This window comes from Centipeda infelix ATCC 43532 (assembly GCF_000234095.1).
GTDB classification, from domain to species: Bacteria; Bacillota; Negativicutes; order Selenomonadales; family Selenomonadaceae; genus Centipeda; species Centipeda infelix.
The window spans coordinates 524,268-546,329 of record NZ_JH376798.1 but is presented as its reverse complement, the minus strand read 5'-3'; the positions used below and the strand labels follow the sequence as shown (position 1 = coordinate 546,329).

The 22,062-nt window shown below is 57.9% G+C and carries 24 protein-coding genes and 1 tRNA gene; 7 read left to right on the top strand and 18 right to left on the bottom strand.

Annotation, left to right across the window (positions count from 1 at the left end; genetic code table 11):
- Positions 1-51 precede the first annotated feature (51 nt).
- From HMPREF9334_RS05790 to HMPREF9334_RS05760, 7 genes are all read right to left on the bottom strand, one after another.
- Positions 52-519 (bottom strand): DUF1850 domain-containing protein, encoded by a 468-nt coding sequence (locus HMPREF9334_RS05790; RefSeq protein WP_006692551.1) that lies wholly within the window; start codon positions 517-519, stop codon positions 52-54.
- Positions 516-1,490: a TAXI family TRAP transporter solute-binding subunit gene (locus HMPREF9334_RS05785; protein ID WP_006692550.1), complete on the bottom strand. Its 975-nt coding sequence runs from the start codon at positions 1,488-1,490 to the stop codon at positions 516-518. The genes HMPREF9334_RS05790 and HMPREF9334_RS05785 overlap by 4 nt, the downstream gene beginning before the upstream one ends.
- A 160-nt stretch (positions 1,491-1,650) precedes the next feature.
- Positions 1,651-2,622 carry a TAXI family TRAP transporter solute-binding subunit gene (locus tag HMPREF9334_RS05780; RefSeq protein ID WP_006692549.1) on the bottom strand — a complete coding sequence of 324 codons (972 nt, stop codon included), beginning with the start codon at positions 2,620-2,622 and terminating at the stop codon, positions 1,651-1,653.
- A gap of 204 nt (positions 2,623-2,826) precedes the next feature.
- On the bottom strand, positions 2,827-3,201 hold the full coding sequence (locus HMPREF9334_RS05775) for a pyridoxamine 5'-phosphate oxidase family protein (protein WP_006692548.1): 375 nt from the start codon (positions 3,199-3,201) through the stop codon (positions 2,827-2,829).
- 7 nt (positions 3,202-3,208) lie between these two features.
- Positions 3,209-3,625: a hypothetical protein gene (locus HMPREF9334_RS05770; protein ID WP_006692547.1), complete on the bottom strand. Its 417-nt coding sequence runs from the start codon at positions 3,623-3,625 to the stop codon at positions 3,209-3,211.
- Positions 3,625-4,194 carry a gamma carbonic anhydrase family protein gene (locus tag HMPREF9334_RS05765; protein WP_006692546.1) on the bottom strand — a complete coding sequence of 190 codons (570 nt, stop codon included), beginning with the start codon at positions 4,192-4,194 and terminating at the stop codon, positions 3,625-3,627. The genes HMPREF9334_RS05770 and HMPREF9334_RS05765 overlap by 1 nt, the downstream gene beginning before the upstream one ends.
- A 23-nt stretch (positions 4,195-4,217) precedes the next feature.
- Complete coding sequence (locus tag HMPREF9334_RS05760; RefSeq protein ID WP_006692545.1) at positions 4,218-5,288, bottom strand: hypothetical protein; 1,071 nt, start codon at positions 5,286-5,288, stop codon at positions 4,218-4,220.
- Positions 5,289-5,802: 514 nt separating this feature from the next.
- Here HMPREF9334_RS05760 and HMPREF9334_RS05755 point away from each other — a divergent pair.
- From HMPREF9334_RS05755 to HMPREF9334_RS05745, 3 genes are all read left to right on the top strand, one after another.
- Positions 5,803-7,497 carry a methyl-accepting chemotaxis protein gene (locus HMPREF9334_RS05755; RefSeq protein ID WP_006692544.1) on the top strand — a complete coding sequence of 565 codons (1,695 nt, stop codon included), beginning with the start codon at positions 5,803-5,805 and terminating at the stop codon, positions 7,495-7,497.
- Positions 7,498-7,647: 150 nt separating this feature from the next.
- Positions 7,648-7,866, top strand: coding sequence for a cation transporter (locus HMPREF9334_RS05750; protein WP_006692543.1), 219 nt, complete (start codon positions 7,648-7,650; stop codon positions 7,864-7,866).
- Between the two features lie 24 nt (positions 7,867-7,890).
- The gene (locus tag HMPREF9334_RS05745) at positions 7,891-9,750 is read left to right on the top strand and encodes a heavy metal translocating P-type ATPase (protein ID WP_006692542.1); all 1,860 of its coding nucleotides are present in this window, start codon (positions 7,891-7,893) and stop codon (positions 9,748-9,750) included.
- 47 nt (positions 9,751-9,797) lie between these two features.
- Here the strand turns inward: HMPREF9334_RS05745 and nirJ2 are convergent, their stop codons facing one another.
- The 5 genes from nirJ2 to mtaB all read right to left on the bottom strand — a co-directional run bounded on the left by nirJ2 (position 9,798) and on the right by mtaB (position 14,468).
- Positions 9,798-10,958: a putative heme d1 biosynthesis radical SAM protein NirJ2 gene (nirJ2, locus tag HMPREF9334_RS05740; RefSeq protein WP_006692541.1), complete on the bottom strand. Its 1,161-nt coding sequence runs from the start codon at positions 10,956-10,958 to the stop codon at positions 9,798-9,800.
- An 8-nt stretch (positions 10,959-10,966) separates the two neighbouring features.
- Positions 10,967-12,157 (bottom strand): putative heme d1 biosynthesis radical SAM protein NirJ1, encoded by a 1,191-nt coding sequence (gene nirJ1 / locus HMPREF9334_RS05735; RefSeq protein ID WP_006692540.1) that lies wholly within the window; start codon positions 12,155-12,157, stop codon positions 10,967-10,969.
- A 29-nt stretch (positions 12,158-12,186) separates the two neighbouring features.
- Positions 12,187-12,840, bottom strand: coding sequence for a TetR/AcrR family transcriptional regulator (locus HMPREF9334_RS05730; RefSeq protein WP_006692539.1), 654 nt, complete (start codon positions 12,838-12,840; stop codon positions 12,187-12,189).
- A 175-nt stretch (positions 12,841-13,015) separates the two neighbouring features.
- Positions 13,016-13,093 (bottom strand) — tRNA-Arg (locus HMPREF9334_RS05725).
- A 58-nt stretch (positions 13,094-13,151) separates the two neighbouring features.
- On the bottom strand, positions 13,152-14,468 hold the full coding sequence (gene mtaB / locus HMPREF9334_RS05720; RefSeq protein ID WP_006692538.1) for a tRNA (N(6)-L-threonylcarbamoyladenosine(37)-C(2))-methylthiotransferase MtaB: 1,317 nt from the start codon (positions 14,466-14,468) through the stop codon (positions 13,152-13,154).
- 394 nt (positions 14,469-14,862) lie between these two features.
- Between mtaB and HMPREF9334_RS05715 the strand changes: the two genes are divergently transcribed.
- The 4 genes from HMPREF9334_RS05715 (at position 14,863) to HMPREF9334_RS11380 (ending at position 16,609) form a co-directional block, all read left to right on the top strand.
- The gene (locus HMPREF9334_RS05715) at positions 14,863-15,693 is read left to right on the top strand and encodes a hypothetical protein (RefSeq protein WP_006692537.1); all 831 of its coding nucleotides are present in this window, start codon (positions 14,863-14,865) and stop codon (positions 15,691-15,693) included.
- 12 nt (positions 15,694-15,705) lie between these two features.
- Positions 15,706-15,891: a YjfB family protein gene (locus tag HMPREF9334_RS05710; protein WP_006692536.1), complete on the top strand. Its 186-nt coding sequence runs from the start codon at positions 15,706-15,708 to the stop codon at positions 15,889-15,891.
- Positions 15,892-15,966: 75 nt separating this feature from the next.
- On the top strand, positions 15,967-16,278 hold the full coding sequence (locus HMPREF9334_RS05705) for a hypothetical protein (RefSeq protein ID WP_006692535.1): 312 nt from the start codon (positions 15,967-15,969) through the stop codon (positions 16,276-16,278).
- Between the two features lie 13 nt (positions 16,279-16,291).
- Positions 16,292-16,609 carry a hypothetical protein gene (locus tag HMPREF9334_RS11380; RefSeq protein ID WP_211204845.1) on the top strand — a complete coding sequence of 106 codons (318 nt, stop codon included), beginning with the start codon at positions 16,292-16,294 and terminating at the stop codon, positions 16,607-16,609.
- 87 nt (positions 16,610-16,696) lie between these two features.
- On the opposite strand, the gene HMPREF9334_RS05695 is transcribed toward HMPREF9334_RS11380, so the two are convergent.
- The 6 genes from HMPREF9334_RS05695 to cobI form a co-directional block, all read right to left on the bottom strand.
- Positions 16,697-17,995: an S-layer homology domain-containing protein gene (locus HMPREF9334_RS05695; RefSeq protein ID WP_039957320.1), complete on the bottom strand. Its 1,299-nt coding sequence runs from the start codon at positions 17,993-17,995 to the stop codon at positions 16,697-16,699.
- 255 nt (positions 17,996-18,250) lie between these two features.
- Complete coding sequence (locus tag HMPREF9334_RS05690; RefSeq protein ID WP_006692532.1) at positions 18,251-18,520, bottom strand: type II toxin-antitoxin system RelB/DinJ family antitoxin; 270 nt, start codon at positions 18,518-18,520, stop codon at positions 18,251-18,253.
- A 72-nt stretch (positions 18,521-18,592) separates the two neighbouring features.
- Entirely contained in the window at positions 18,593-19,384 is a 792-nt protein-coding gene (locus tag HMPREF9334_RS05685; protein ID WP_006692531.1) for an ABC transporter ATP-binding protein, read from the bottom strand.
- Positions 19,381-20,352, bottom strand: a complete 972-nt coding sequence (locus HMPREF9334_RS05680) for a FecCD family ABC transporter permease (RefSeq protein WP_006692530.1) — start codon at positions 20,350-20,352, stop codon at positions 19,381-19,383. The genes HMPREF9334_RS05685 and HMPREF9334_RS05680 overlap by 4 nt, the downstream gene beginning before the upstream one ends.
- The gene (locus HMPREF9334_RS05675; RefSeq protein WP_039957383.1) at positions 20,349-21,278 is read right to left on the bottom strand and encodes an ABC transporter substrate-binding protein; all 930 of its coding nucleotides are present in this window, start codon (positions 21,276-21,278) and stop codon (positions 20,349-20,351) included. Before HMPREF9334_RS05675 ends, HMPREF9334_RS05680 begins: the two co-directional genes overlap by 4 nt.
- Before the next feature lie 4 nt (positions 21,279-21,282).
- Positions 21,283-21,981 (bottom strand): precorrin-2 C(20)-methyltransferase, encoded by a 699-nt coding sequence (gene cobI, locus HMPREF9334_RS05670; protein WP_006692528.1) that lies wholly within the window; start codon positions 21,979-21,981, stop codon positions 21,283-21,285.
- Positions 21,982-22,062: the final 81 nt, after the last annotated feature.

Sequence of the window (22,062 nt, the reverse complement as noted above, 5' to 3'; positions counted from 1 at the left end):
GTGGCGAGCTTGCGAGCCGATAGGGGCGCTCGAAGACGCAGCCTCGGAATGTCATAGAAAATAGGTGTAGAGAGGCGCAACGATGAGGTCGATGCGCGTGCCGACGGGGTACATCTCGTAGACGGGGATGCGCTCCCCGCCCGCCTCGATCGTCAACTGTGTGCCGACACCCGTACGCAGACTAAGTTCGTTGTAGTCACGATCCATATCGAGAACGAAATAGTCGCCCTCCCGCCGAAATGTGCCCTCCTCGGGGAGGAACGGCAGCCCGACACCGTGCGACTGATAGCGCGTGCCCGTCAGGTGGAAATGACCGTCCGCGTGCGCGGTCAGGAACTCCTCGACGGGAGTTTTCTGCACCGAGTGGATGAAGTGGATCGTCAGAGGAACGGCATCGCGCACCTGTCGCACGAGGATAGTCTTTTGCCCGTCCGCCTGCAAAAACAGGGTGGGTGTACTCAGAATATCAAACGCAACGAGCAGCACCGCCGCTGCGAGCGCAATCAGATACGCTCTCATTTCTCGTTAAAGTACTTCTCCGCACCTGCATTCATCGGCAGGGACATCCCCGCCTTCGCCGTGTCCTTCGTGATCTGCTTGCCGACGGCATGCGCCGCCTGCAGACGGTCAAGATTCGAGAAGATTGCCTTTGTGATGCTATAGCCGAGATCCGCGTTCACCGAAGGACCTGCGACGAGCATTGCCATGACAGAGACACTTGGGATCGCCTCATCAAAGCCTGCATACGTCCCTGCAGGGATGACGGTCTTGGTGTAGAACGGATACTTTGCGATCAGGTCGTCTGCAATCTTGTCCTCCACGGGGAGCAGCCGCACGGGATTCTGCGCTGCAATATCCTGCACGGATGCCGTCGGGTAGCCCGCCGTCAGGACGGCGACATCCACATTGCCGTCCTTCAGTGCACTCGCGCCCTCGGCGAACGAGAGGAACTTTGCATCAATATCGTCATAGCTGACACCATATGCTGCGAGAATCTGGCGTACATTCGCCTCCACGCCCGAGCCCGCTGCGCCGACTGCGACACGCTTTCCCTTGAGCTCAGAGAGACTCTTGATGCCGGAGGACTGGAGCGTCACGAACTGGCAGGTCTCGGGGTAGAGCGATGCGATCCCCTGCAGACCGTCGACCTTCTTGTCCTTGAACATCTCCGTACCGTTGACCGCGTAGTAGGTGATGTCGTTCTGCACCGTCGCAAGATCGACCGCACCGTCGCGCAGCATATTGATGTTCGCGACGGATGCACCTGTGCTCTGTGCACTCGCATTCATCCCCGGGATGTCCTTGTTCAGCACCTCGGCGATCGCGCCGCCGATGGGGTAGTACGTCCCGGCTGTGCCGCCTGTGCCGATGTTGAGAAACTTCTTGTCTCCCGACGAGGCGGAGTTGCCGCCGCAGCCGGTGAGAAGCGCAGCAGAGAATACAAGGACTGCGCCTGCCGCAAGAATTTTCTTTACGGTAGAGATATTCATGTTCTTTCCCTCCATGTCTATAATAGAAAAGTTCTCGAACTATCGTCGCATGCGGCGATAATAAACGCATTTTATCATAAAGAACCCCGCGCCTGCAAGCGCGGGGCTTCTTGTATGACAGTATACACGCGTATACAAGAGGGCTTCGGTACGGCAAATCTCATTTCTCGTTGAAATATTTCTCTGCACCCTCATTCATCGGCAATGACATCCCCGCCTTCACGGAGTCGCGCGTGATCTGCTTGCCGACGGCGTGCGCTGCCTGCAGACGGTCGAGATGCGAGAAAATCGCCTTTGTGACCTTGTAGCCAAGCTCCTCGTTCACCGTAGGCCCTGCAACAAGCATCGCCATGACGGCAACGCTCGGAACAGGCTCGTTAAAGCCCACATATGTCCCTGCGGGAATAATGGTCTTCGTGTAGAACGGATACTGTGCGATCAGCGCGTCGGCGATCTCCTCCTCCACGGGGAGCAGCCGCACGGGATTCTGCGCAGCGATGTCCTGCACAGATGCCGTCGGATAGCCTGCCGTCAGAACGGCGACATCCACATTGCCGTCCTTCAGCGCGCTCGCGCCCTCGGCGAACGAGAGGTACTGTGCATCGATGTCGTCATAGCTGATGCCGTACGCCGCGAGGATCTGGCGCACATTCGCCTCCACGCCAGAGCCGACCGCACCGACGGCAACGCGTTTGCCTTTGAGCTCAGAAAGGCTCTTAATCCCTGAGGCCTTCAGCGTGACGAACTGGCAGGTCTCAGGATAGAGCGAGGCAATCCCCTTGAGACCATCCACCTTCTTGTCCACGAACATTTCCGTACCGTTTGCGGCATAGTATGCGATATCGTTCTGCACCGTCGCAAGGTCGATCGTCCCGACGCCGAGCATGTTGACATTGGCGACAGATGCGCCCGTGCTCTGTGCACTCGCGCTCATCCCCGGGATCTCCTTGTTCAGGATCTCCGCCATCGCGCCGCCGATCGGGTAGTATGTCCCTGCCGTACCGCCCGTGCCGATGTTGAGGAATTTCTTCCCCTCCACATCGGAGTTGCCGTTGCATCCTGTGAAGAGTACCACCATCGCCGCAAGGACTGCCCCTGCCGCAAAAACTTTCTTGACGGTAGAAATCTTCATGATCTACACCTCCTACCAACATCTTCAACAGTTCTCAAGATTGCAACAACTTATGATCTATAGCTGTATTCTATCACAATATTTTTATTCATTCAAGGTATTGGAACGATGATTTTTTGTTATATTCCTATTATTTCTTTTGACCAAAAAGACCTGTGGAACGAAGCAAATTTCGTTCCACAGGCCTCATAATCAGCGTTTCCGTTACAATGTCTGTTTGCAGCTGTCCGGAGTGAAGATCAGTACGCGATTGGCGAAGGGGCATTTTGCCTTCATCCGATCGAAGAGCTCGCCATCCTTCCGAAACTCCGCCGTCCCCGTCAGGAGGAAGCCGGTTCCCATTCCCCGATGCCCCTCCACCTCGTGACTGCCAAGCGTCACTGCAAGGTGAGGACACGCCTCTGCATTGCGCTCCGTCTTGCGGAATCCATAGCATGGGATTAGGATTTTCTCATCCTCGGTCACGATCAGGTACTTGTTCCACGTATTGGCGATGTGCGGCTCACCATCGGCAGATGTCGTCGCCACCGATACGATCCCATCGTGCTGCAAGCACGCAAAAAAGACTTCTGTCAGCATATACTCCTCAATTCTTCACAATTTCCGCTGTCTCCCCGTTCGCCTTCGCACGTTCGATGCATGCCTTGAGACGCGCGATGTTCTTTACATGGAGATCGATGGCAAAGCGGATGCGCTTCTTCTCCTCCTCCGTAAACGCAGGATTTTCATAGGCGGCGCGAATACGCTCAAGGCGTGCCTCCACGTCGCGCAGCTCATCCTCCATCGGGCGTACATGCTGGAGTGCGCAGCCATACACCGCACGCATCGCATCCTCGACATACTGCGCATATCCCGGTTCGCCCGAGGACTTCTCAAGCCACTGCGCGACGTGGTGGATGATGTCGTACGGCGATTCGCCGCCGTGGATCATGGAGACGATCTCCATCTTGACCTGCTGCTCGCGCCCGTGTGGCTGACGAACGTGCTCTGCATCCTCCGCCATCAGATGACCTTCTCGCCGTGGAAGCGCTCGCCGCCGATCTCAGGGTACAGCCCGTACTCGACCGCCCACTCGCATTTGTACTTGAGCGCCTGCGCATGGATGGTCGCGACGCGGTCGATATTCTCGCGTACAATCTTCGCGGGAACGCCCGCAACAAGGGAGTTCGGTGGAATGACGGCATTCTCTTTGACCACCGCACCCGCCGCGACGATCGAGCCGCGCCCGATCTTTGCCCCCGTCAGGACAACCGCCCCCATGCCGATGAGGACGTGATCCTCGATCTCGCAGCCGTGGATGCACGCGCTGTGTCCAACGGTCACATAGTCCCCGATGATGCAGGGGTTATCGTCCGCAACGTGCAGACATGTGAGATCCTGGATGTTCGAGCAGTCGCCGACAGAGATGTAGTTGACATCGCCGCGCGCGACCACCCCCGGCCAGAGGCTCGCGTACTGTCCGACGCGCACATCGCCCGAGAGAAATACCTGCGGTGCGACGAACGCCTCCTCGTGGATCTGCGGCGTGATGCCGTGAAATGCGGGGAATCCGTCCCCTTTGAATGTAAACATATCTTTTCCTTTCTAATAAGGAATCATCCTTTTTCCTCAAACGGCTCGCTGCTATGCGCTGCATGGTAGTACCTGTGCGCGGCAAGCACTTCGGCGGCACTCGGCGCGGGGCGCACGGGGACGGGATCACCGTCCGTGCGCTTTTTGCGGCGCACACCGCGCGCCTTTTCCGCTGCCGCATCGAGTGCGGTATTCGGCAGATTCTTGTATTCCTTGGAGTTCGCATATTCCATCCACTCGCGCTGCAGCGCACGCAGGAGGTAGACCTTCTCATCGTCGAGCGGTGAGAGTTTGCCCGCCTGCTGCGCCTGACGGAGCATATCGTCCAGCTCCTCGCGCGAGAGCACACGGCGGTTGCCGTATTGGTCGCGCGTCGAAGGTCCGGGTTGGAAGTGCTCCCGCTCCTTGTGCGGGTCGCTCTGTGCGCCGTCTGCGTGTGCGCCTGTGCCGTTCTGTGCGGCACTCGGCTGTGCTGCCGATGTTTCACTGTCCTGCACGGCAACTGCCTCACGCCCGAGTGCCCCCTGCATCGCGCCCGTCGTCGCGGCGGCATCACCGCCCTCACTCACAGGTGCATCAAGTGCATCACCCGCAGCGGCATCACCGCCCGCCGTCAGCGCCCCCGCGGACGAGCTCCCCTCGCAAGAACCGCCGCCCACGCCCGAGAATTTCGGTGTACTGCCGCCGCCCTTCTGCATCTCCGAGAGCACGGCGATATTCGCCTGCGCCACGGCGCGCAGGGCCTCGTCCTTCGTCTTCGCACGCTTCAGTGCGCGCGCCAGTACCTCGCGACGCTCCTCGATCCGTGCCACCTTCTCATAGAGATCGGGATCGTTTTCCTTTAGATACTGCTTGTCCCCGGGCGAGAGCTTACGCCCCTGCCGCAGCTTCTGACGAATCAGAGCCTCGCGATCCGCATCGCGATTCCCATTCGTTTTCTGCGCCTCGTCCGATCTCACCTTGCCGGGCTGTACGGGCGCACCCATCGCCTGCGCGAGACTCGTCCCCGTCTTGATCCGATACTTCATCTCGCGCCGAAGATCCCGCAGCTGTGCATAGTCGCCGACGCGCCCGATTCCCTCGAATATTGCCATAACATTACCTCCATGTAATGCGGTTTTCTACTATATATAAAGAATCGACGGGATATGCCTTCCGCATAAGCAGCTGTCCATATTCTATCGTATTTAGGGCAAAAAGAAAAGCCGATGTATCCACCGGCTCAGATTTCCTGTCATCCCATTTGGTCGTCCATGCACAATCCATTTTATAAACGAGTCCGTCGTGCAGACACTAATCACCCTGCCAAGTCCCGAGGTGCTCCCCCACCAAGGCAGACTAATCGTTCCAAATGTGCCCGTGCATCGCTCCCATCGTCTGCAATCAAACGATCGACACAACGCGCAAACAGGAAATTCATGAATGTAAATTTATCATATTTCACTTGCGCACGCAAGAGAGGGCTTTAGTCCTAAAAAATTTTTCTCCTGATAAAAAAAGATTGACATAAGAGCTCATCGGGTGCAAAATAATTACACAGAAATTTTGTGCTGCGTGACTGCGTGGGAGCGGCATGCGGTACGGGAAGAGGAATGAGGAGGAATTACTATGGGACAGCGAATGCCCATCGGGCTGCAGCTCACGGGGCTGGTCGGAAGTGTTATCGCACTGATGATCGTCCTACTTGCTGTCGTACTCTACGAGTTCAAGTCATCAAGTGCGGACTATCAGCATCTGCTCTCCGTCACGGTCAAGAACAGCATTACCCTGCTCGAGGCAGAGGACGACTTCCATCAGGGACTGAGCGAGGTGCGCGGCTACATCATCACGCGTGATCCAAACCGTGCCACGGATACGGAAAACGCGCTCAAGAAGGCAGACGAACAAATCGGTATCTTTGCCGAGCATGCGGTCAACGCCGACGCGAAAGCACGCGGTGAAGAGCTGCGCAAAGCGGTGCACGACTATACAGAGAAGACGAAGGATATCATCGCCCTCTACCAGCGCAACGACATTGAGGCAGCGACGGCAGCATCCACAGAGCTCCGCAAGAAGACGGACGAGATCGACGCGCTCTTCAACAAGGCGGCAGAGATTCAGACCACCGTACAGGAGCAGCAGCTTGAGAAACTGAACAACAACGTCGATCACATCTTTATCATCGTGCTCGTCGTTAGCATTGTCGGTATCATCGGTATCGGTGTCGCCGCCACATGGTACGCACGCCGTCTCGCCGGCCGTCTCGTCAAACTGCGTGGGGAAGTCGGCAAGCTCGGCAAGCTCGACCTCTCCTTCCAGGGCTCGCGTGCAACATGGAACGATGAGATCGGCGATATGGCAAATGAACTGCTCGAGATGAAGGATGCGCTTCACCACATCGTACGCTCCATCCAGACGGAGGCGGACAGCCTTTCCAAGGCAAGCGCCAACCTCTCGAACTCCGTACAGTCGCAGATGCAGGTCTCCGAGAGCATCGCACACACGATCACAGATGTTGCTTCTGATGCGGTGCACAACAATAATAGTATCGGTGAGATCACATCTGCCATCGAGCAGGTCAGCGCGCGCACCGAGGAGATGAGCGCGAGCGGTGTCCATGCGAACCAGACCGCATGCGACGCGGTGGACGATGCGAACCAGGGCATGAAGTACATTCACGAGCTCGTCCAGCAGAACGATACCGTCAGCAACGCCATGACCGAGATTGCACAGGTCTCTGAGAAGCTCGTCACGAGCTCCGATGCCATCAAGAACGTCGTCACCACCATCCGTGAAATCGCGGGTCAGACAAACCTCCTCGCACTCAACGCCGCCATCGAGGCAGCACGTGCAGGTGAGGCAGGACGCGGCTTTGCTGTCGTAGCAGAGGAAGTCCGCAAGCTCGCTGAGCAGAGTTCTGCCGCCACGAACGAGATCGAGCAGACCATCACCCATATGATCGAAAGCATCCAAGTCGCCGCAGGCGCAATCGAGAGTGCCGAGGAGAAGGTTGCGGCGAGCAAAGAAGTCACCGTGGAGACGGAGAAGAGCTTTGACTCCATCCAGAAGCGTCTCGAGGATGTCCGCACGAACATTGAGCAGATCAGTCAGGCAGTCGACCACACGGCGAACGATATGCAGGATGTCGTCGGCAACGTCCAGAACATCAGTGCAGTCGCCGAGAAGACGGGCGCGAATGCCGAGACCGTCGCCGCCGCATCCGAGGAGCAGAGCGCGAGCCTGCACGACGTGAGCGACAGCGCCGAGTCCCTCGCACAGACCGCCGCGAAGCTCAACGACATCACGTCGAAGTTCCGGCTGTAAAATATCTTTCAAAGAACCCCGAAGTTGTTACTTCGGGGTTCTTGCTTGCAAAAATAAAAATGCTTCCTATTGACAATCTCTTCCACCCCTATTATAATCAGACACATGAATAGTTGTTCATATGTTATTTGAATAAAGGAGACGATCACCATGAAAAAGGCATTCAAGTTTCGCGACATCGACTGCGCCCACTGCGCTCAGGAGATTGAGGATGCTGCGGCAAAGATCGAGGGTGTGAACAAGGTTCGCATCAACTTTCTCAGCGAGCGCATGACGCTCGACGCGGACGACGCACGCTTTGACGAGATCATTGCAGAGATCAAGAAGGTCGCCAAGACCATCGAGCCGGACGCCGTACTCGAGGCGTAACAACGAAAAAAGGGGGAAGCAGACATGACGAAGAAACAAAAGAGGATGCTCATGCGCATCGGCGGAGCAACAGCACTCTTCATCCCGGGAATGATCCTCGAAGACACGACCGTCGGTGTCGTACTCCTCCTCGCAGCATACGCGCTCATCGGGTGGGACATTCTCTGGCGCGCCGCAACGGGCATCCGCCACGGGCGCGTCTTTGACGAGAACTTCCTCATGGCAGTCGCCACCATCGGTGCGATCACCCTCGGCGACTACTCCGAGGGTGTGGCTGTCATGCTGCTCTACCAGATCGGCGAGTGGTTTCAAGGATACGCCGTGCAGCGTTCCCGCCGCTCCATCTCCTCGCTCATGGACATCCGCCCCGACACGGCGCGTGTTCTGCGCGACGGTGCGGAGGAGGAGGTATTCCCCGACGAGGTGGAGGTCGGTGAGACCATCATCGTCCATCCGGGCGAGCGCGTCCCACTTGACGGGATTATTACAAAGGGCGAGGGACTCCTCGACACCTCCGCACTCACAGGCGAGTCCATGCCTCGCGCAGTGCATGTGGGGAACGAGATCATCAGCGGCTGCATCAACCAGACGGGCGTGCTTGAGGTAGAGGTCACAACCCCGTACGAGGAATCGACCGTCGAGCGCATCCTGTCACTCGTGGAGGAGGCGACGGACAAAAAGGCGACCACCGAGGCGTTCATCACACGCTTCGCTCGCTGGTACACGCCCGCCGTTGTCATTGGCGCACTGCTCCTCGCCGTTATCCCGCCACTCGTCACGGGCGATCCGTTCGGTATGTGGATCTACCGTGCGCTGACCTTCCTCGTCATCTCCTGCCCCTGCGCCCTCGTCATCTCCGTGCCCCTCTCCTTCTTTGCGGGAATCGGCGGCGCGAGCCGTGCCGGCATCCTCATCAAGGGCGGCAACTACTTGGAGGCACTGGCAAAGGCGGACACCGTCGTCTTCGACAAGACCGGCACGCTCACGAAGGGCAGCTTCCACGTCACGAGCGTCATCCCCGCCGAGGGGTTCAAGGAGGAGGACGTTCTCTTCTACGCGGCGAACGCCGAACGCTATTCCACCCATCCGATCGGACGCTCCATCCTGCGCGCCTTTACGGGCGGCGGGAACACGACCGAGGAGACGGACGTACACGCGATGGAGGAAAATGCGGGACGCGGCATCTCCGCGCACATCAACGGTCATTTCATCCTGCTCGGCACGCATGACCTCCTCACAGCAAAGAAAACGGTAAACATCCCTCCTGTTCCGCATACGGGTGCGGTCTACCTCTCCGTTGACGGTCGCTTTGCGGGCGTCGTCCACGTCGCGGACGAGATCAAGGAGGATGCGGCGGAGGCAGTACGCGCCCTAAAGGAGCGCGGCATCCGCGAGACGGTCATGCTCACGGGTGACTCGCGCCCAATCGGCATGAGCGTTGGAAAAAGCCTCGGCATCGATACCATCCACGCCGAGCTTCTCCCGCAGGACAAAGTCGCACAGGTTGAAGCGCGTCTTGCTGCACAGCAGGATGACAAGACCGTCGCCTACGTCGGCGACGGCATCAACGACGCGCCCGTGCTTGCGCGTGCCGATGTCGGCATTGCGATGGGTGCACTCGGCTCGGATGCGGCAATCGAGGCGGCGGATGTCGTTCTCATGACCGACGAACCGCGAAAGATCGCAACTGCCATCGACATCGCACGCAAAACCATGCGCATCGCGTGGCAGAACATCATCTTTGCCATCGGCATCAAGGGCATCGTCCTCGTCCTTGGTGCACTGGGTCTGGCGGGCCTCTGGGCGGCGATCTTCGCCGACGTCGGTGTCACCGTCCTCGCCATCCTCAACGCCATGCGTGCACTGCATGTAAAGGAATATTGACGCACATGAAAGCCCCCGATGTTGCTCGGGGGCTTTCGTCTATTCTATTACGCTTCGCCGCGCCGCCCATGATACAGGCACCACGGCTCCTCCGCCATGAAGTCGCCGTCATGGTAGTACGCCGCGCGTGCACGGCAGCCGCCGCAGGACTTCTTGTAGCTGCACGAACCACAGCCGCCGCCGTAGTCGAGCGTACGCAGTTCCTGGAACACCTCGTTTTTCGCCCAGATCTCGTCGAACGGCGTCTCGCGCACATCGCCAAGCTCACGGTTGAGGTACGCGCACGGCTGCACCTTGCCGCGCGGACTGATGATGCAGTACGTCAGCCCCGCCAGACACCCGCGTGTAAAGCGCGTGTCCACGCCGAGCTGATCGGCGATGCGCAGGAACTGCGGCGCACAAGTCGGCTTCAACTCGATGTCCACCGTCTCCTGCTTCCGCATGATACGCGAGAGCACATCCTCATACGCCTCCGCACGCAGGGACTCCTCCTCGATCGTCTCCGCGCGTCCCGTTGGCACGAGAAAGAAGAAATGATGCGCCTTCGCCCCGATCTCCACGGCAAAGTCCGTCATCATCTCAAGCTCGTGTGCGTTCCAGTCCATCACCGTCGTATGGATCTGGAACGGCAGCCCTGCCTCACGGCAGTTCATCATCCCGCGCACCGCGCCATCCCAACCGCCAGGGAACGAACGGAACGTATCGTGCTTCGTCTTGTCGAGCGAGTCGAGCGAGATGCCCATGCCGCACGCGCCCGCTTCCTTCAGAGCCTTCGCCATCGGCAGATCGATCAGCGTCCCATTCGTGCCGAACACGGGGATGAGCCCAAGCCCGCGCGCATAGGAGACCAGTTCGAGGATATCGGGGCGCGTCAGCGGTTCTCCGCCCGAGAAAATCATAATGCGAAAGCCCGCCTTCGCAATCTCGCGCAAGAGCTTCTTGCCCTCCTCCGTCGAGAGCTCCTCGTCCGCACGGCAGCCCGCGTCGCGATAGCAGTGAGCACAGTACATATTGCAGGCATTCGTCGTGTTCCACGAGATGATCTTTACCCCGCCGCCCGCAACGCCCTTCGGATGCCCCTTCGGCATCCCCGCAGGGTGTCCACCGGGATGACCGCCCATATGCGCGTGGGGATGCCCCGCACCCCCATGTCCCGCCGCGTGCGGATGCGCCTCCATCGTCCCCTGTGCGGCATGCACCGCCTCCATTGGGGTACTCATACAGCAGCCTCCCGAACGCCGATCTCCTCATCCGTCAGATAGCAGGATGGATCGGACTCCCAGAAGTCCCCTGTCCGTGCCTCGGCACGCGTGCGGAAATTCCCGTTGCACCAGCTGAGATACTGACACTTCGAGCAGCGTCCCTTGAGGAGGGGCTTGCGATCCTTCAGCCCCGCGAGAATCGGATGCGTCATATCCTGCCAGATCTCGCCAAACTTCCGCTCACGCACATTGCCGAACGTGTGATGCTGTGTGAACTGATCGGGATGCACATAGCCGAGCGGATCGACCTCGCCGAACGCGATCCCCGAACGGTTGCCGCCGTTCGCACCGATCAGCTTCTTGATCTGCTCCGCCCCCGCATCGTTCCCCTCCGCGAGCGCCTTCAGATACATATAGACACCGTCGCAGTGGTTATCTACCGTCAGGATCTCCTTCTTGAGACCGCGTGCCTCAAAATCCTTCGTCCGCGCAATGATCGTGTCCATCGCACGGCGCGACTCCTCCGCCGTCACATCCTCATCCATCATCTGACCGCCGCGCCCCGAGTAGACGAGGTGGTAGAAACAGACGCGGTTGATCCCCTTCTCCTCAATAAAGTCAAAGATCTTATCGAGCTCCATGATATTGTGGTGGTTGATCGTGAATCTGAGCCCCACGCGCTGCCCCACGGCAACACAGTTCTCGATCCCCTCCATCGCACGCTGATACGCGCCCTCGACCCCGCGGAACATATCGTTCACATCCGCGAGCCCATCGAGTGAGATGCCGACATAGCCGACCCCGAGATCCTTGATCCGCTGCGCCACCTCACGCGTGATGAGCGTACCGTTCGTCGAGAGCGTCGGGCGCACGCCTTTGTCCCGTGCATACTCCGCCAGCTCGAAGAAATCGGGACGGATCAGCGGCTCACCGCCCGAGAAGAGCAGCACGGGCACACGGAACTCTGCCAGATCGTCGATAAAACGCTTTGCCTCCTCCGTCGTCAGCTCACCATCATACTTCTGTCCGTCCGACGACATATAGCAGTGCCGGCAACGCAGGTTACAAGTGCGCGTCGAGTTCCAGACCACCACGGGCCCCATCCCCTCCGCCGCGCCGCTCTTCATGCGGTGGGCGTTATGTCCGTAGCGCAGGGCATCCCCGTAGTACTCATCCATAAAAAGCAGCTTCGTTACGCTAATCATCCAGATCTCCTAAATACACAATACACAATTTAGACAGAAGGCGTCCCCTCGTTCCGTTTGCGGATGCCGTCGAGCAGCAGCCGCGTCTTGAGCGCGATGTTCTCCTGATATGAGAGCTCAAGGTGACTGAATGCCGCCGCCTGATAGAGCGAGTGGAACATCTCAGCAATCAGATCGACCGGCACATCGCTGCGAATCTCACCCGATGACTGCCCCTCACGAATGATCTCCGTAAACACCTGCTTGATCTGCGGGGTCATGCGTCTCCCCTGGTGCTTTGCTCCGTGCGGTGGTACTTCTACCACTCCCGGCCCCTCCGACATACTTCCGTGCGGCGCACCATGATGTGATGCCGAGAGGAAGAGCGGCATGACAAAGCGGTTCTCATCGAGGAACTTTGCCGTCACACGCGCCCCCACCTCCAGAAGTTCGAGCGACGTGCGCTCTGCCGCGCGCGCCTCCGCGAGTGCCATACGGATGGCCTCACCGAGCCGCCCGAGCAGAGAGAACAGCAGATCCTCTTTCGAGTTGAAGTAGTTGTAAAACGTCCCGATACCAAGATCCGCTGCGCTCATAATGTCCGCGACCGAAGTATCCTTGTAGCCCTTCTTCGAGAACTCGCTGATCGCCGCCTCCAAAATCATCTTGCGGGATTGCAGCTTCTTGCGCTCCCGACGGCCCATCTTTTCCTCCAACAAGAACGTCACCCTTTCTTTTGTCCTATGGACCTATTATAGCGAAAAATAATGGATTTGAAAAGAGAAAAATGAATCCCGTTCATATTTTCATTCTCAATATCCTAATTGAGAATACACGCACAAAAAAAACGCCGAGATTCTCGGCGTCATATATCTAAAATGGTGACCCAGGAGGGATTCGAACCCCCGACCCTTTGATTCGTAGTCAAATACTCTAATCCAGCTGAGCTACTGAGTCACATGTCTCGCGACTTGATTATAATATCAGATTGGGCAGGGCGTGTCAAGGAATTTTTTCAAATGGGCATACCCCACACACCGTCCTTGTAGATATGCATCAGCCGCACGGGCACAATCTCACCGCGCGTGACGGGCGCGTCCGTATAGACACGCACATACGTCTCCGTCAGCCCATCCGTCACGCCGTCCTCCTGCGTCTCGAACAGCACCTCTGCCACCGAGCCGAGCATGGAGCGGTGATATCCCTCTGCCAGTTCCTCCGCAAGAGCCTGCATCCGCGCCGCACGCTCCTTGCGGACCATCGGCGGCACCTGATCCGTGCGCCGCGCCGCAGGTGTCCCTCGACGCGCTGAGTATGGAAAGACGTGCATACGGGCAAAACCCATCCGCCGCACGAAGTCCATCCCCGCCGCAAAGTCCGCCTCCGTCTCCCCCGGGAAACCCACAATGATATCCGTCGAGATCGCCACCCCCGGCACTGCCGCACGCACCTCCATGACAAGCTGTGCGAACTGTGCCGTTGTATAGTGACGGTTCATCGCACGCAGCACAGCATCACTCCCCGCCTGCAGCGGCAGATGCAGATGTGCAGCAAAGCGCGGCTCCGTCCGCATCAGCTCGAGAAGATCCGCCGACAGCTCCACCGACTCCAGTGAGCCGAGCCGCAGCCGCCGCAGGCCACGCTCCGCAAGTGCCGTGCGACACGCATCCGCGAGTGTCGGACGCTCCGCAAGATCAATCCCGTACGCCCCGAGGTGAATCCCCGTCAGCACTACCTCATGAAACCCTGCATCGACGAGGAGGCGCATCTCACGTGCCACCGCAGAGAGCTCGCGCGACTTCACAGGACCGCGTGCGTATGGAATAATGCAGAACGTGCAGAAGTTTTGACAGCCGTCCTCGATCTTGAGAAATGCGCGCGTGCGGTGCGGCAGCGCGTGCAGCGGGATATCCTCAAAGACACGCGCCTGCATGATGTCTGTAATCGTCCCGAACGCCCCCGTATCCGCGCGGAGCGATGCCTCCACATAGTCCACAATGCGTGCGCGTTCCTTTGTCCCGATCACCACGCGCACCCCATCGAGTGCACGGATCTCCTCGGGCGCAACCTGTGCATAGCAGCCCGTCACCGCAATACAGGCGGCGGGGTTCGTCCGCGCCGCGCGGCGGATCAGCTGCCGCGACTTGCGGTCACTCAGATGCGTCACCGAGCACGTATTGATGACATAGACATCCGCCCGCTCCTCGAACGGCACGATATCATAGCCGCGCACACGAAACAGTCCCTCCATCGTCTCCGTCTCGAACTGATTCACCTTGCAGCCGAGCGTCATAAATGCAGCCTTCACGCCAAAGCCCCTTTTTGTCGTCATACACCAAACTCGATGCTTTTCCCTTTCGCCCCCACTATGGAAAATATTGCAGCGCGTGTGCAGTGCAAGCCCCCGACGCGAACCTTAGTGAAGCAAGTGGGAAAAGCACACGTTCTGCCCCTGCGGATTTTATTCGTTCAAGCGAAGCGCGTTTGGAATCCGCAGGTATTTAGGCAGATAAGTGTGCGACCACTTGCGTAACTCCGTGTTCGCGAGGGGGCTGCATCACAGGGTCCGCAATGATTAGGGCGCTCCAAATATTTTCCTATTCTATCACAAATCAAACGCTCCGCAATAAATTTTTCTCCCAAAACTAATGACATTTCCATAAAATACGATATAATAGTATCTAGGAAGTTATTCCCATGCCATCACCATGGAAGGGGGAACATACATGGCAACCATATCGCAGATGACCGGCGCAGCACGCAGCATCTACAGCTCGCTCTACGCCAACAACTCGCGTACGGACGCGACGGCAGCACTCTTCGGCGGTCCGCAGGCACAGAGACGGCGCAGCTCAAGCCTTTACTCCGCACAGTATCGCGGACAGGAGTCCAGTGCAAACGAACTGCGCTCCATCATGGACATCGCGAATCAGGCACGCAGCCTGCGCAAGTCCTACGCAGAAACCAGTTCGAAGTTCTACGCCGAGTACGACAGCAACATGAAGGATCTCAGAAAGTCCGCCGGCAAACTCAGCAATACGGACTTCCAGCTCGACAAGTCCGACATCAAGACCAACGCCGATGGCTCCAAGACCTACAGTGACAAGCTCAAGGCCGCCATCGACAACGTCAAGGATCTCGTCAATGAGTACAACGAGACCAACGACTTCCTCCACGAGAACAAGAGCCTCGGCAAGGGTGTCCGTCAGCTCGTCACCGAGTTCTCCGACACCACGTACAAGGCAGACTCCTACGCCAAGATGGGCATCTCCGTCGATGCCAAGACAGGCAAGATGAGCGTGAACGAGAGCCTCCTCGCCCGTGCCCTCACCGACTCGCCCGCACAGTCCGAGGCAATCCTTGGCAAGGGAGGCCTCGCAGGACGCGCCGACCGCCACGCACAGTACGCGCAGATGTCGCGCAGCCGCGTCATCCCCTCGATGGAGCAGGCGATTGGCGGCCAGCTGAACTACGCTGCGAACATGCTCAACGGCAGATCCCTGCCCACCATGTCGCGCTACTCAAATATGCTGAACCTCTTCAGCATCTATGTATAGGGGGAGAATAAAATGGATCTCACAATGGATATCGCACAGATGTCAGTCGGTATGCACCAGGCACAGGCATCACAGCAGCTTGGTCTCGCCGTCGCAAAGATGGCAATGGACTCCGGCAAGGATGCCCTCAAACTCATCGAGGAGACTACGGCAAGTATCGATCCGAGCCTCGGCAACAGCATCGACGTATCTGCGTAAACAGAAAACACAAAAATCCCCCTTTCTGCTTGTTCAGAAAGGGGGATTTCTTACAGAAAGTTACGAGGGTCTAATATGGACTGGTATACCTACATCATCAACGCTGCCATTCGCTCGAAATACAACGGTACGCACTGGTTTCGCTATCTCCGAAAGGTAATACGCGAAGATGAGATCATGTTGACCACACACGATTTTGAGCAACTCTTACAGGCAGCCGAGCTGAGCAACTTTCAAAAAGTTCCACTGAAACATGCCATGCAAAAAGGTTCACCCACACACGAACATATCCTTTCGCTGAACCGTCCGGCAAAGTTGAAGAATATCAATGCACTGATGGAGAAATATCACAATGGTTCATCCACAGAAATTGTTATGGCTGAATAACAATTTCGCAAACATGAACAATGCCCCACCGGAGAATATTTGCGAGATGCTGTATCAATTCAGCAACCTGATCGTATACGTCGCTCCCATCCGTTATGTATTAGGGATGAAACTCGAAAGTGGAAGAGAGCAAGATCTAAAGGACATTGGGTTGATCATACAACATGAGGACTTCAAAGATCCATTTGAACTTTTTGACCGACTTCAACAACAAGGCTTTTCCCGCATTGATTTCTCCATGCTCCTCGAAGGTTTCAGCTATGCCTACGGAATGGATTGGTTGGAGAAATTCTATAAGGAACATGAGAAACAGTTAGAAACACTGTTTTAGGATGATATATCAATACACAAAAAATCCCCCTCCACATGGAGGGGGATTCGTTATGCAGCGTATGCTGCAAATTGTGCCGTGTGTGGATTAGAACAGGAACTCAACACGACCGAAGAGCTGCTGAACCTTATCCTTCTCAGACTTCTCGATCGTCTTGCCCTTGAAGTACTTCGCGGAAAGGACGACGTTCTTCCAGAGCGTGTAGTTCGTGCCGAGCTCAATGCCCTTCGATCCGAAGAGAGCACCATCCTGCGTTGCAAGGACAGATGCGCCACCGAGGTAACGGTAGGCAACATATGCGCCCCACGAGCCCTTATCCATCGGATCTGCACCCTTGTAGTCATAGCTGACCTGATAGGACTTCTTAAAGTCCTCAAGATCAGAGTTATGCGCATAGGCTCCAGACAGGAAGCTGTTCTTGTCGAAGTGATAGCCGAGGTTGACGCCCCAGATGTTCATCTTATCCTTACCGTCCTTGGTAAGTGCTCGGAAGTCATTCGAACCCAAACGATAGTAAGCAGCACCCGCGACAAGGTTATTCTTGTCGTACTGGAGGGCGATGCTCTGATAGTTCGCCGTATCCGCTCTGTAATAGCGCTCTGCCGGCGGCAACGTATCATCATCAGCATCCAGAGCCTTGCTCTTGAAGGTATCCTCTAGGTTGAAACGACCAGCCTGAATAGTCGCCTTCAGATCCTTGCCGAAGCTGACCTCAGCACCCGAGAACTCATCATCAAAGACGATTGCGCCCGGAGCCGCATACCCCTCACCGGAGAGGAGCTCCATCTTGCCGAGCTTCACCGTGAAGTTGTTATAGTCACCCTGTGCCCATGCACGCTTAAGCGAAACAGTGCTGTCGTCGCCAGCATCTGTCTTCATGTTGTATGCACTGTCGAGACGTGCATGAACATTCCAGTGGCTGTTGACCTCTGCGCTCGGCTCAAGACGGAACATAAGATGGTTGTCGTTCTCACGCTTATCGCCCTCAACGCGCTGGCTCGTGTAGGTGTACTCGAGCTTGCCGTTCCACTTCACCATGTCAGCATGCTTCTCGAGGTTCGAGACGCGGACACCGAGGTTGTTGAGCTCATCAGCGAACTCAGCAGCGAGACGGTCGACGAGTGCGCGGTCCGAGACGGGCATGTTCTCCTTTGCCATCGCCTTTGCGACCATCTGCGCCATCTCATAACGCGTGATGTTGCGGTCGCCGCGATAGGTGCCGTCGCCGTAGCCCTCGACAACGCCGTCAGCGGCGAGCTGGGTCACAGCATCGTATGCCCAGTGGTCACGGGGCACATCGGAGAACGGGTTCGCAGCTGCGAACGTGGTGCTTGCTGCACCGACAACGAGAGCCGTTGCGAGTGCGGATACGAGAGTCTTCTTCATAAGAAACTCCTCCTTCTGTAAAACAGATAGTATCTGATTTCCAAAGGAGCGAGACCTCGCAAAAGTATCCATGTTTCCTTTTCGCGATGGATTCTCATCCCTTGGAACGATTTCATCATAGCATACGCAAGAACAGATTGCAATACCCAATCGTCAAAAAACTTTATAGCAGGTTATAATTTTCGGCTTATGTTCGTTCATGTGGGGATAAGAAGGAGGTGTTGTTACTCCTCCCACGCTGCATCTGTCCATGCCTTAACCATTTAGATCGACCTCATGCACTGTTCCGCCAGTAGCTTCCATCTGTGCGATAGATGCTCTCAGACGTTCCATATTCTCAGGACTATAGAACGGATCATCACTGCGCTCTGCCGAGATCACGAACGGGATTTTGCGTTCGCGCACCGCTGTCTTTGCAAAGACGCAGAACGCTGTCGTCATCGTCATCCCGATCTCGGAGCAAAACTCGTCAAACTGCCGCTTGAGATCGGCATCCATACGGATGCTCACACTTGCCTGTGCCATGTTCTCACCGCCCTTCTATTTTATTACATTGTATGAAAATATTTGTATGTTGTCAATTTATTTTAACGCAACTCACTCCCCCACGAGTGCGACGGGTGAGGGGACGCGGATGCCGCGGCTGTTGGTAAAGATCTCGACCGCGACGCCGAACACGTCGGCGATGCGCTCCTCGGTTAGCACCTCGGCGGGTGTGCCCGTCGCGCGAACACGCCCGCTCTGCACGAGGACGATGTCATCCGCGTACTGCATGGCGTGCGCCATGTCGTGCAGTACCATGAGGATGGTCATGCCGTGCACGCGGTTGAGCTGTGAGATGATCTCCATGACGCGCAGCTGATGCGCGACATCGAGGTAGGTGGTCGGCTCGTCGAGCAGCAGCAGACGCGGACGCTGACTGAGCGCCATAGCGAGAAAGACGCGCTGCCGCTCGCCGCCCGAGAGGGTATGCACCTCACGCTCCGCGAACGCAGAGACGTGCGCGGTCTCCATCGCCCACGCGACCGCCTCTCTGTCCTCCGCGTCCGAGCGCGTCTGAAAGAGCCCCGCATGTGCAAAGCGTCCATAGGTGACAAGCTGCTCCACGGTCAGCCCCTGCGCCGACGTGCGTTCCTGCGGCAGGATGGCACGCACGCGTGCAAGCTCTTTTTCGGCGTAGCTGCCGAGTTCGCGTCCATCCAGACAAATCTCGCCCGTATAGCGGCGATTCAGCCCCGCCAGCGCACGCAGGAGTGTGGTCTTGCCCGCACCATTCGGCCCGATGATGGCCGTGCGCCGCCCTGCGGCGATATCGACGCTGAGGCTGTGCAGGATCTCCTTGCCCGCGATCTTGACGCAGAGGTTCCGCGCCGTCATGCCCGCACTCATAGCTGCCTCCTCAGAAGATAGAGAAAGAACGGTGCGCCGACGACCGCCATGATAATGCCCACAGGAAGTTCCAAGGGAGCAAACAGCAGCCGCGCCGCCGTATCGCTCAGTGTGACGACGGCGATGCCGAGGAGCGCCGCTGCAGGGAGCAGGAAGCGATAGTCCGCGCCGATCATGAGCCGTGCGGCGTGCGGGACGATGAGCCCGACGAAGCCGAGGAGCCCCACCACGGACACGGCACTCGCGGCGAGGAGCGCGGCGACCGCCGTGAGGAGGATGCGCGTGCGCTCGACGGCAAGCCCGATGCCGCGTGCCATGTCGTCGCCGAGCTGGAGGATGTTGAGCCGCTGCGCGGCAGCGAGCGCGAAGAGCCCCGCTGCGATGGTATACGGCAGGAGCATCTCGACGTGCGGCCAGCTCCGCGCGGAGAGCCCGCCGACCATCCACATCAGGGCACTGTGAACCCTGTCACTGTAGAGGATCATCATCGCCGAGATGCCCGCACCGAGAAAGGCGGACACGGCAACGCCCGCGAGGATGATGCGCGTCGGACGGATGCCGTCTCGCCACGCGAGAATGTAGATGAGGAGCGCCGCGAGCATCGCCCCGCCAAACGCCGCCGGCGTGATGAGCCACGCCGCCCCCGGCAGCATGAGCATGATAAAAATGCCCGCAAGCCCCGCACCGGACGAGATGCCGATAATGTGCGGGTCGGCGAGCGGATTTCGTAGGATCGCCTGCAGGATCGCCCCCGAAAGAGAGAGGTTGATGCCGACGAGTGCGGCAACGATCGTACGCGGTAGGCGGATGTTCCAGAGGATCTGTGCGTTCGCCTCGCCCTGTGCACCGCCAAGGATGCCGATGACCTCCCCGAGTGGGATGTCAACGGAGCCCTTCGCGGTGGAGAGGAGCATGGAAAATGTCGCAAGCACAGCAAAAAGAATGAGGAGCAGGATACGTTTTTTCATGGGTAGACGAGCCTCGCCATGTACTGCACTGCTTTTGGATATTCAATGCCGGGGCTGAACAGGAACAGCTCCTGCGGCAGGTAGTAGACGCGCCCATCACGAATCGCACCGACGCTCTGCCATGCGGGGCTCTCGGCGAACATCGCCTCCATCGAGGCGCGGATCTCCGCCTCCTCGCCCATACTCGTGACAAAGATGATGTCGGGGTTCTGCGCAACGAGCGTCTCCATGCTGTAGGGCGCGGCATCGGGGTTCTTGTCGAGCGCGGGCATCCCCGCCGCTGTGTTCTCCCAGCCGAGAATGTTCGCAATGTTGCCCGCAATGCTGCCGTCAAGCTGAACGGAGAGCCCCTGTCCCGTGCTGTGGATGATGGCGACGCGTTTCTTCTCCTGCGGGATGGAGGTGCGGACGGCTTCAATGTCTGCATCCATCTTGTGGACGAGTGCGTCCCCCTTTGCCTTCTCACCCGTGAGCGCGGCAAATATTCCGATCTCGCGCTTGACGTCGTCGTAGCTTTTCATGTCGAGGACGAGCGTCCGAATGTTGTTCGCCGCAAGTGTCTCGATGAGCTTTTCGTTCATGCCCTTGTTGAGGATGACGAGGTCGGGCGTGAGTGCGATGATCTTCTCCGCGTCGATCTGGTAGACCCTGCCGATGCTCGTGACGCCCTTTGCCGCATCGGGGATTTTTGACTTCGAGTCGGGGCGGCCGACGACACTGCCGCCGACCGCATAGAGCGGGTCGAGGAAGGAAGCGGATGTGACGACGATGCGCTCCGGCTTTTTGTCAAAGGTGACAGTGCGGCCGTTGTCGTCCGTAACGGTGGCGTACGCGCTGCCCGTCTGCGGATTCTCCGCCGCAGGTGCGCCGCAGGCGGTAAGAAGAAGTGATGTCGCCGTAAAAAGTGCAAGTACCCACAATTTCATCATGTTAGCTCCTCCTCGTGAGAATGGTGGAAAGGTAGTTGAGCTTTTCGTCCGCGTGCGCCTCGAGGTCGTAGATGATCTTCTCATCGTCGAGCCCCGCGCGGCTGACGAGGACTGCCTCCTTCGTCATGTTGTTGCGGCGCAGCAGGTCGATGATCTCGGCGGAGTTGTGGTAGACCTTCATGACGGCGGCACTGCCCGCAACCGCCATGACCTCCTCCAAGCGGTCCTTGTCCGCTGTGCCGGGGATAACGGCGAACACGTCGTTGCCCTCGACGATGGGGCGGCCGACGCGGCTGCCGATGGCAATGAAGGCGGGCACGCCGGGGATGGTGACGATGTCCACGTCCTCATGCTCGAGGAGGCGGAAGACGTAGATGTAGGTGCTGTAGAACATGGGGTCGCCGAGGGTGAGGAATGCGACGTTTTTCCCCGCATTCAGGAGCGCAAGGATCTCGGCTTTGTTTGCCTCCCATGCGCCTGTGTCCTCAGCGAAATCCTTGACCATGGGAAATACTTGGTAGACGATCTCGATGTCCTTCTTGAGATACGGGCGTGCGATCTCAAGGGCGACACTGCCGTCCTTCTTTTCTGTTTTCGGGGCAATGAGGACATCTGCCGCCTCGATTGCCTTGATGGCCTTGACGGTGAGCAGCTCGGGGTCGCCGGGGCCGACACCGATGCCGTAAAATGTTCCGCGCATAAAATCTTCCTTCCATTTGATTCCTATATGTATTGTTCCATGATGGCATGCGTCCCACGCAAATACTTTGGGGCATCATGC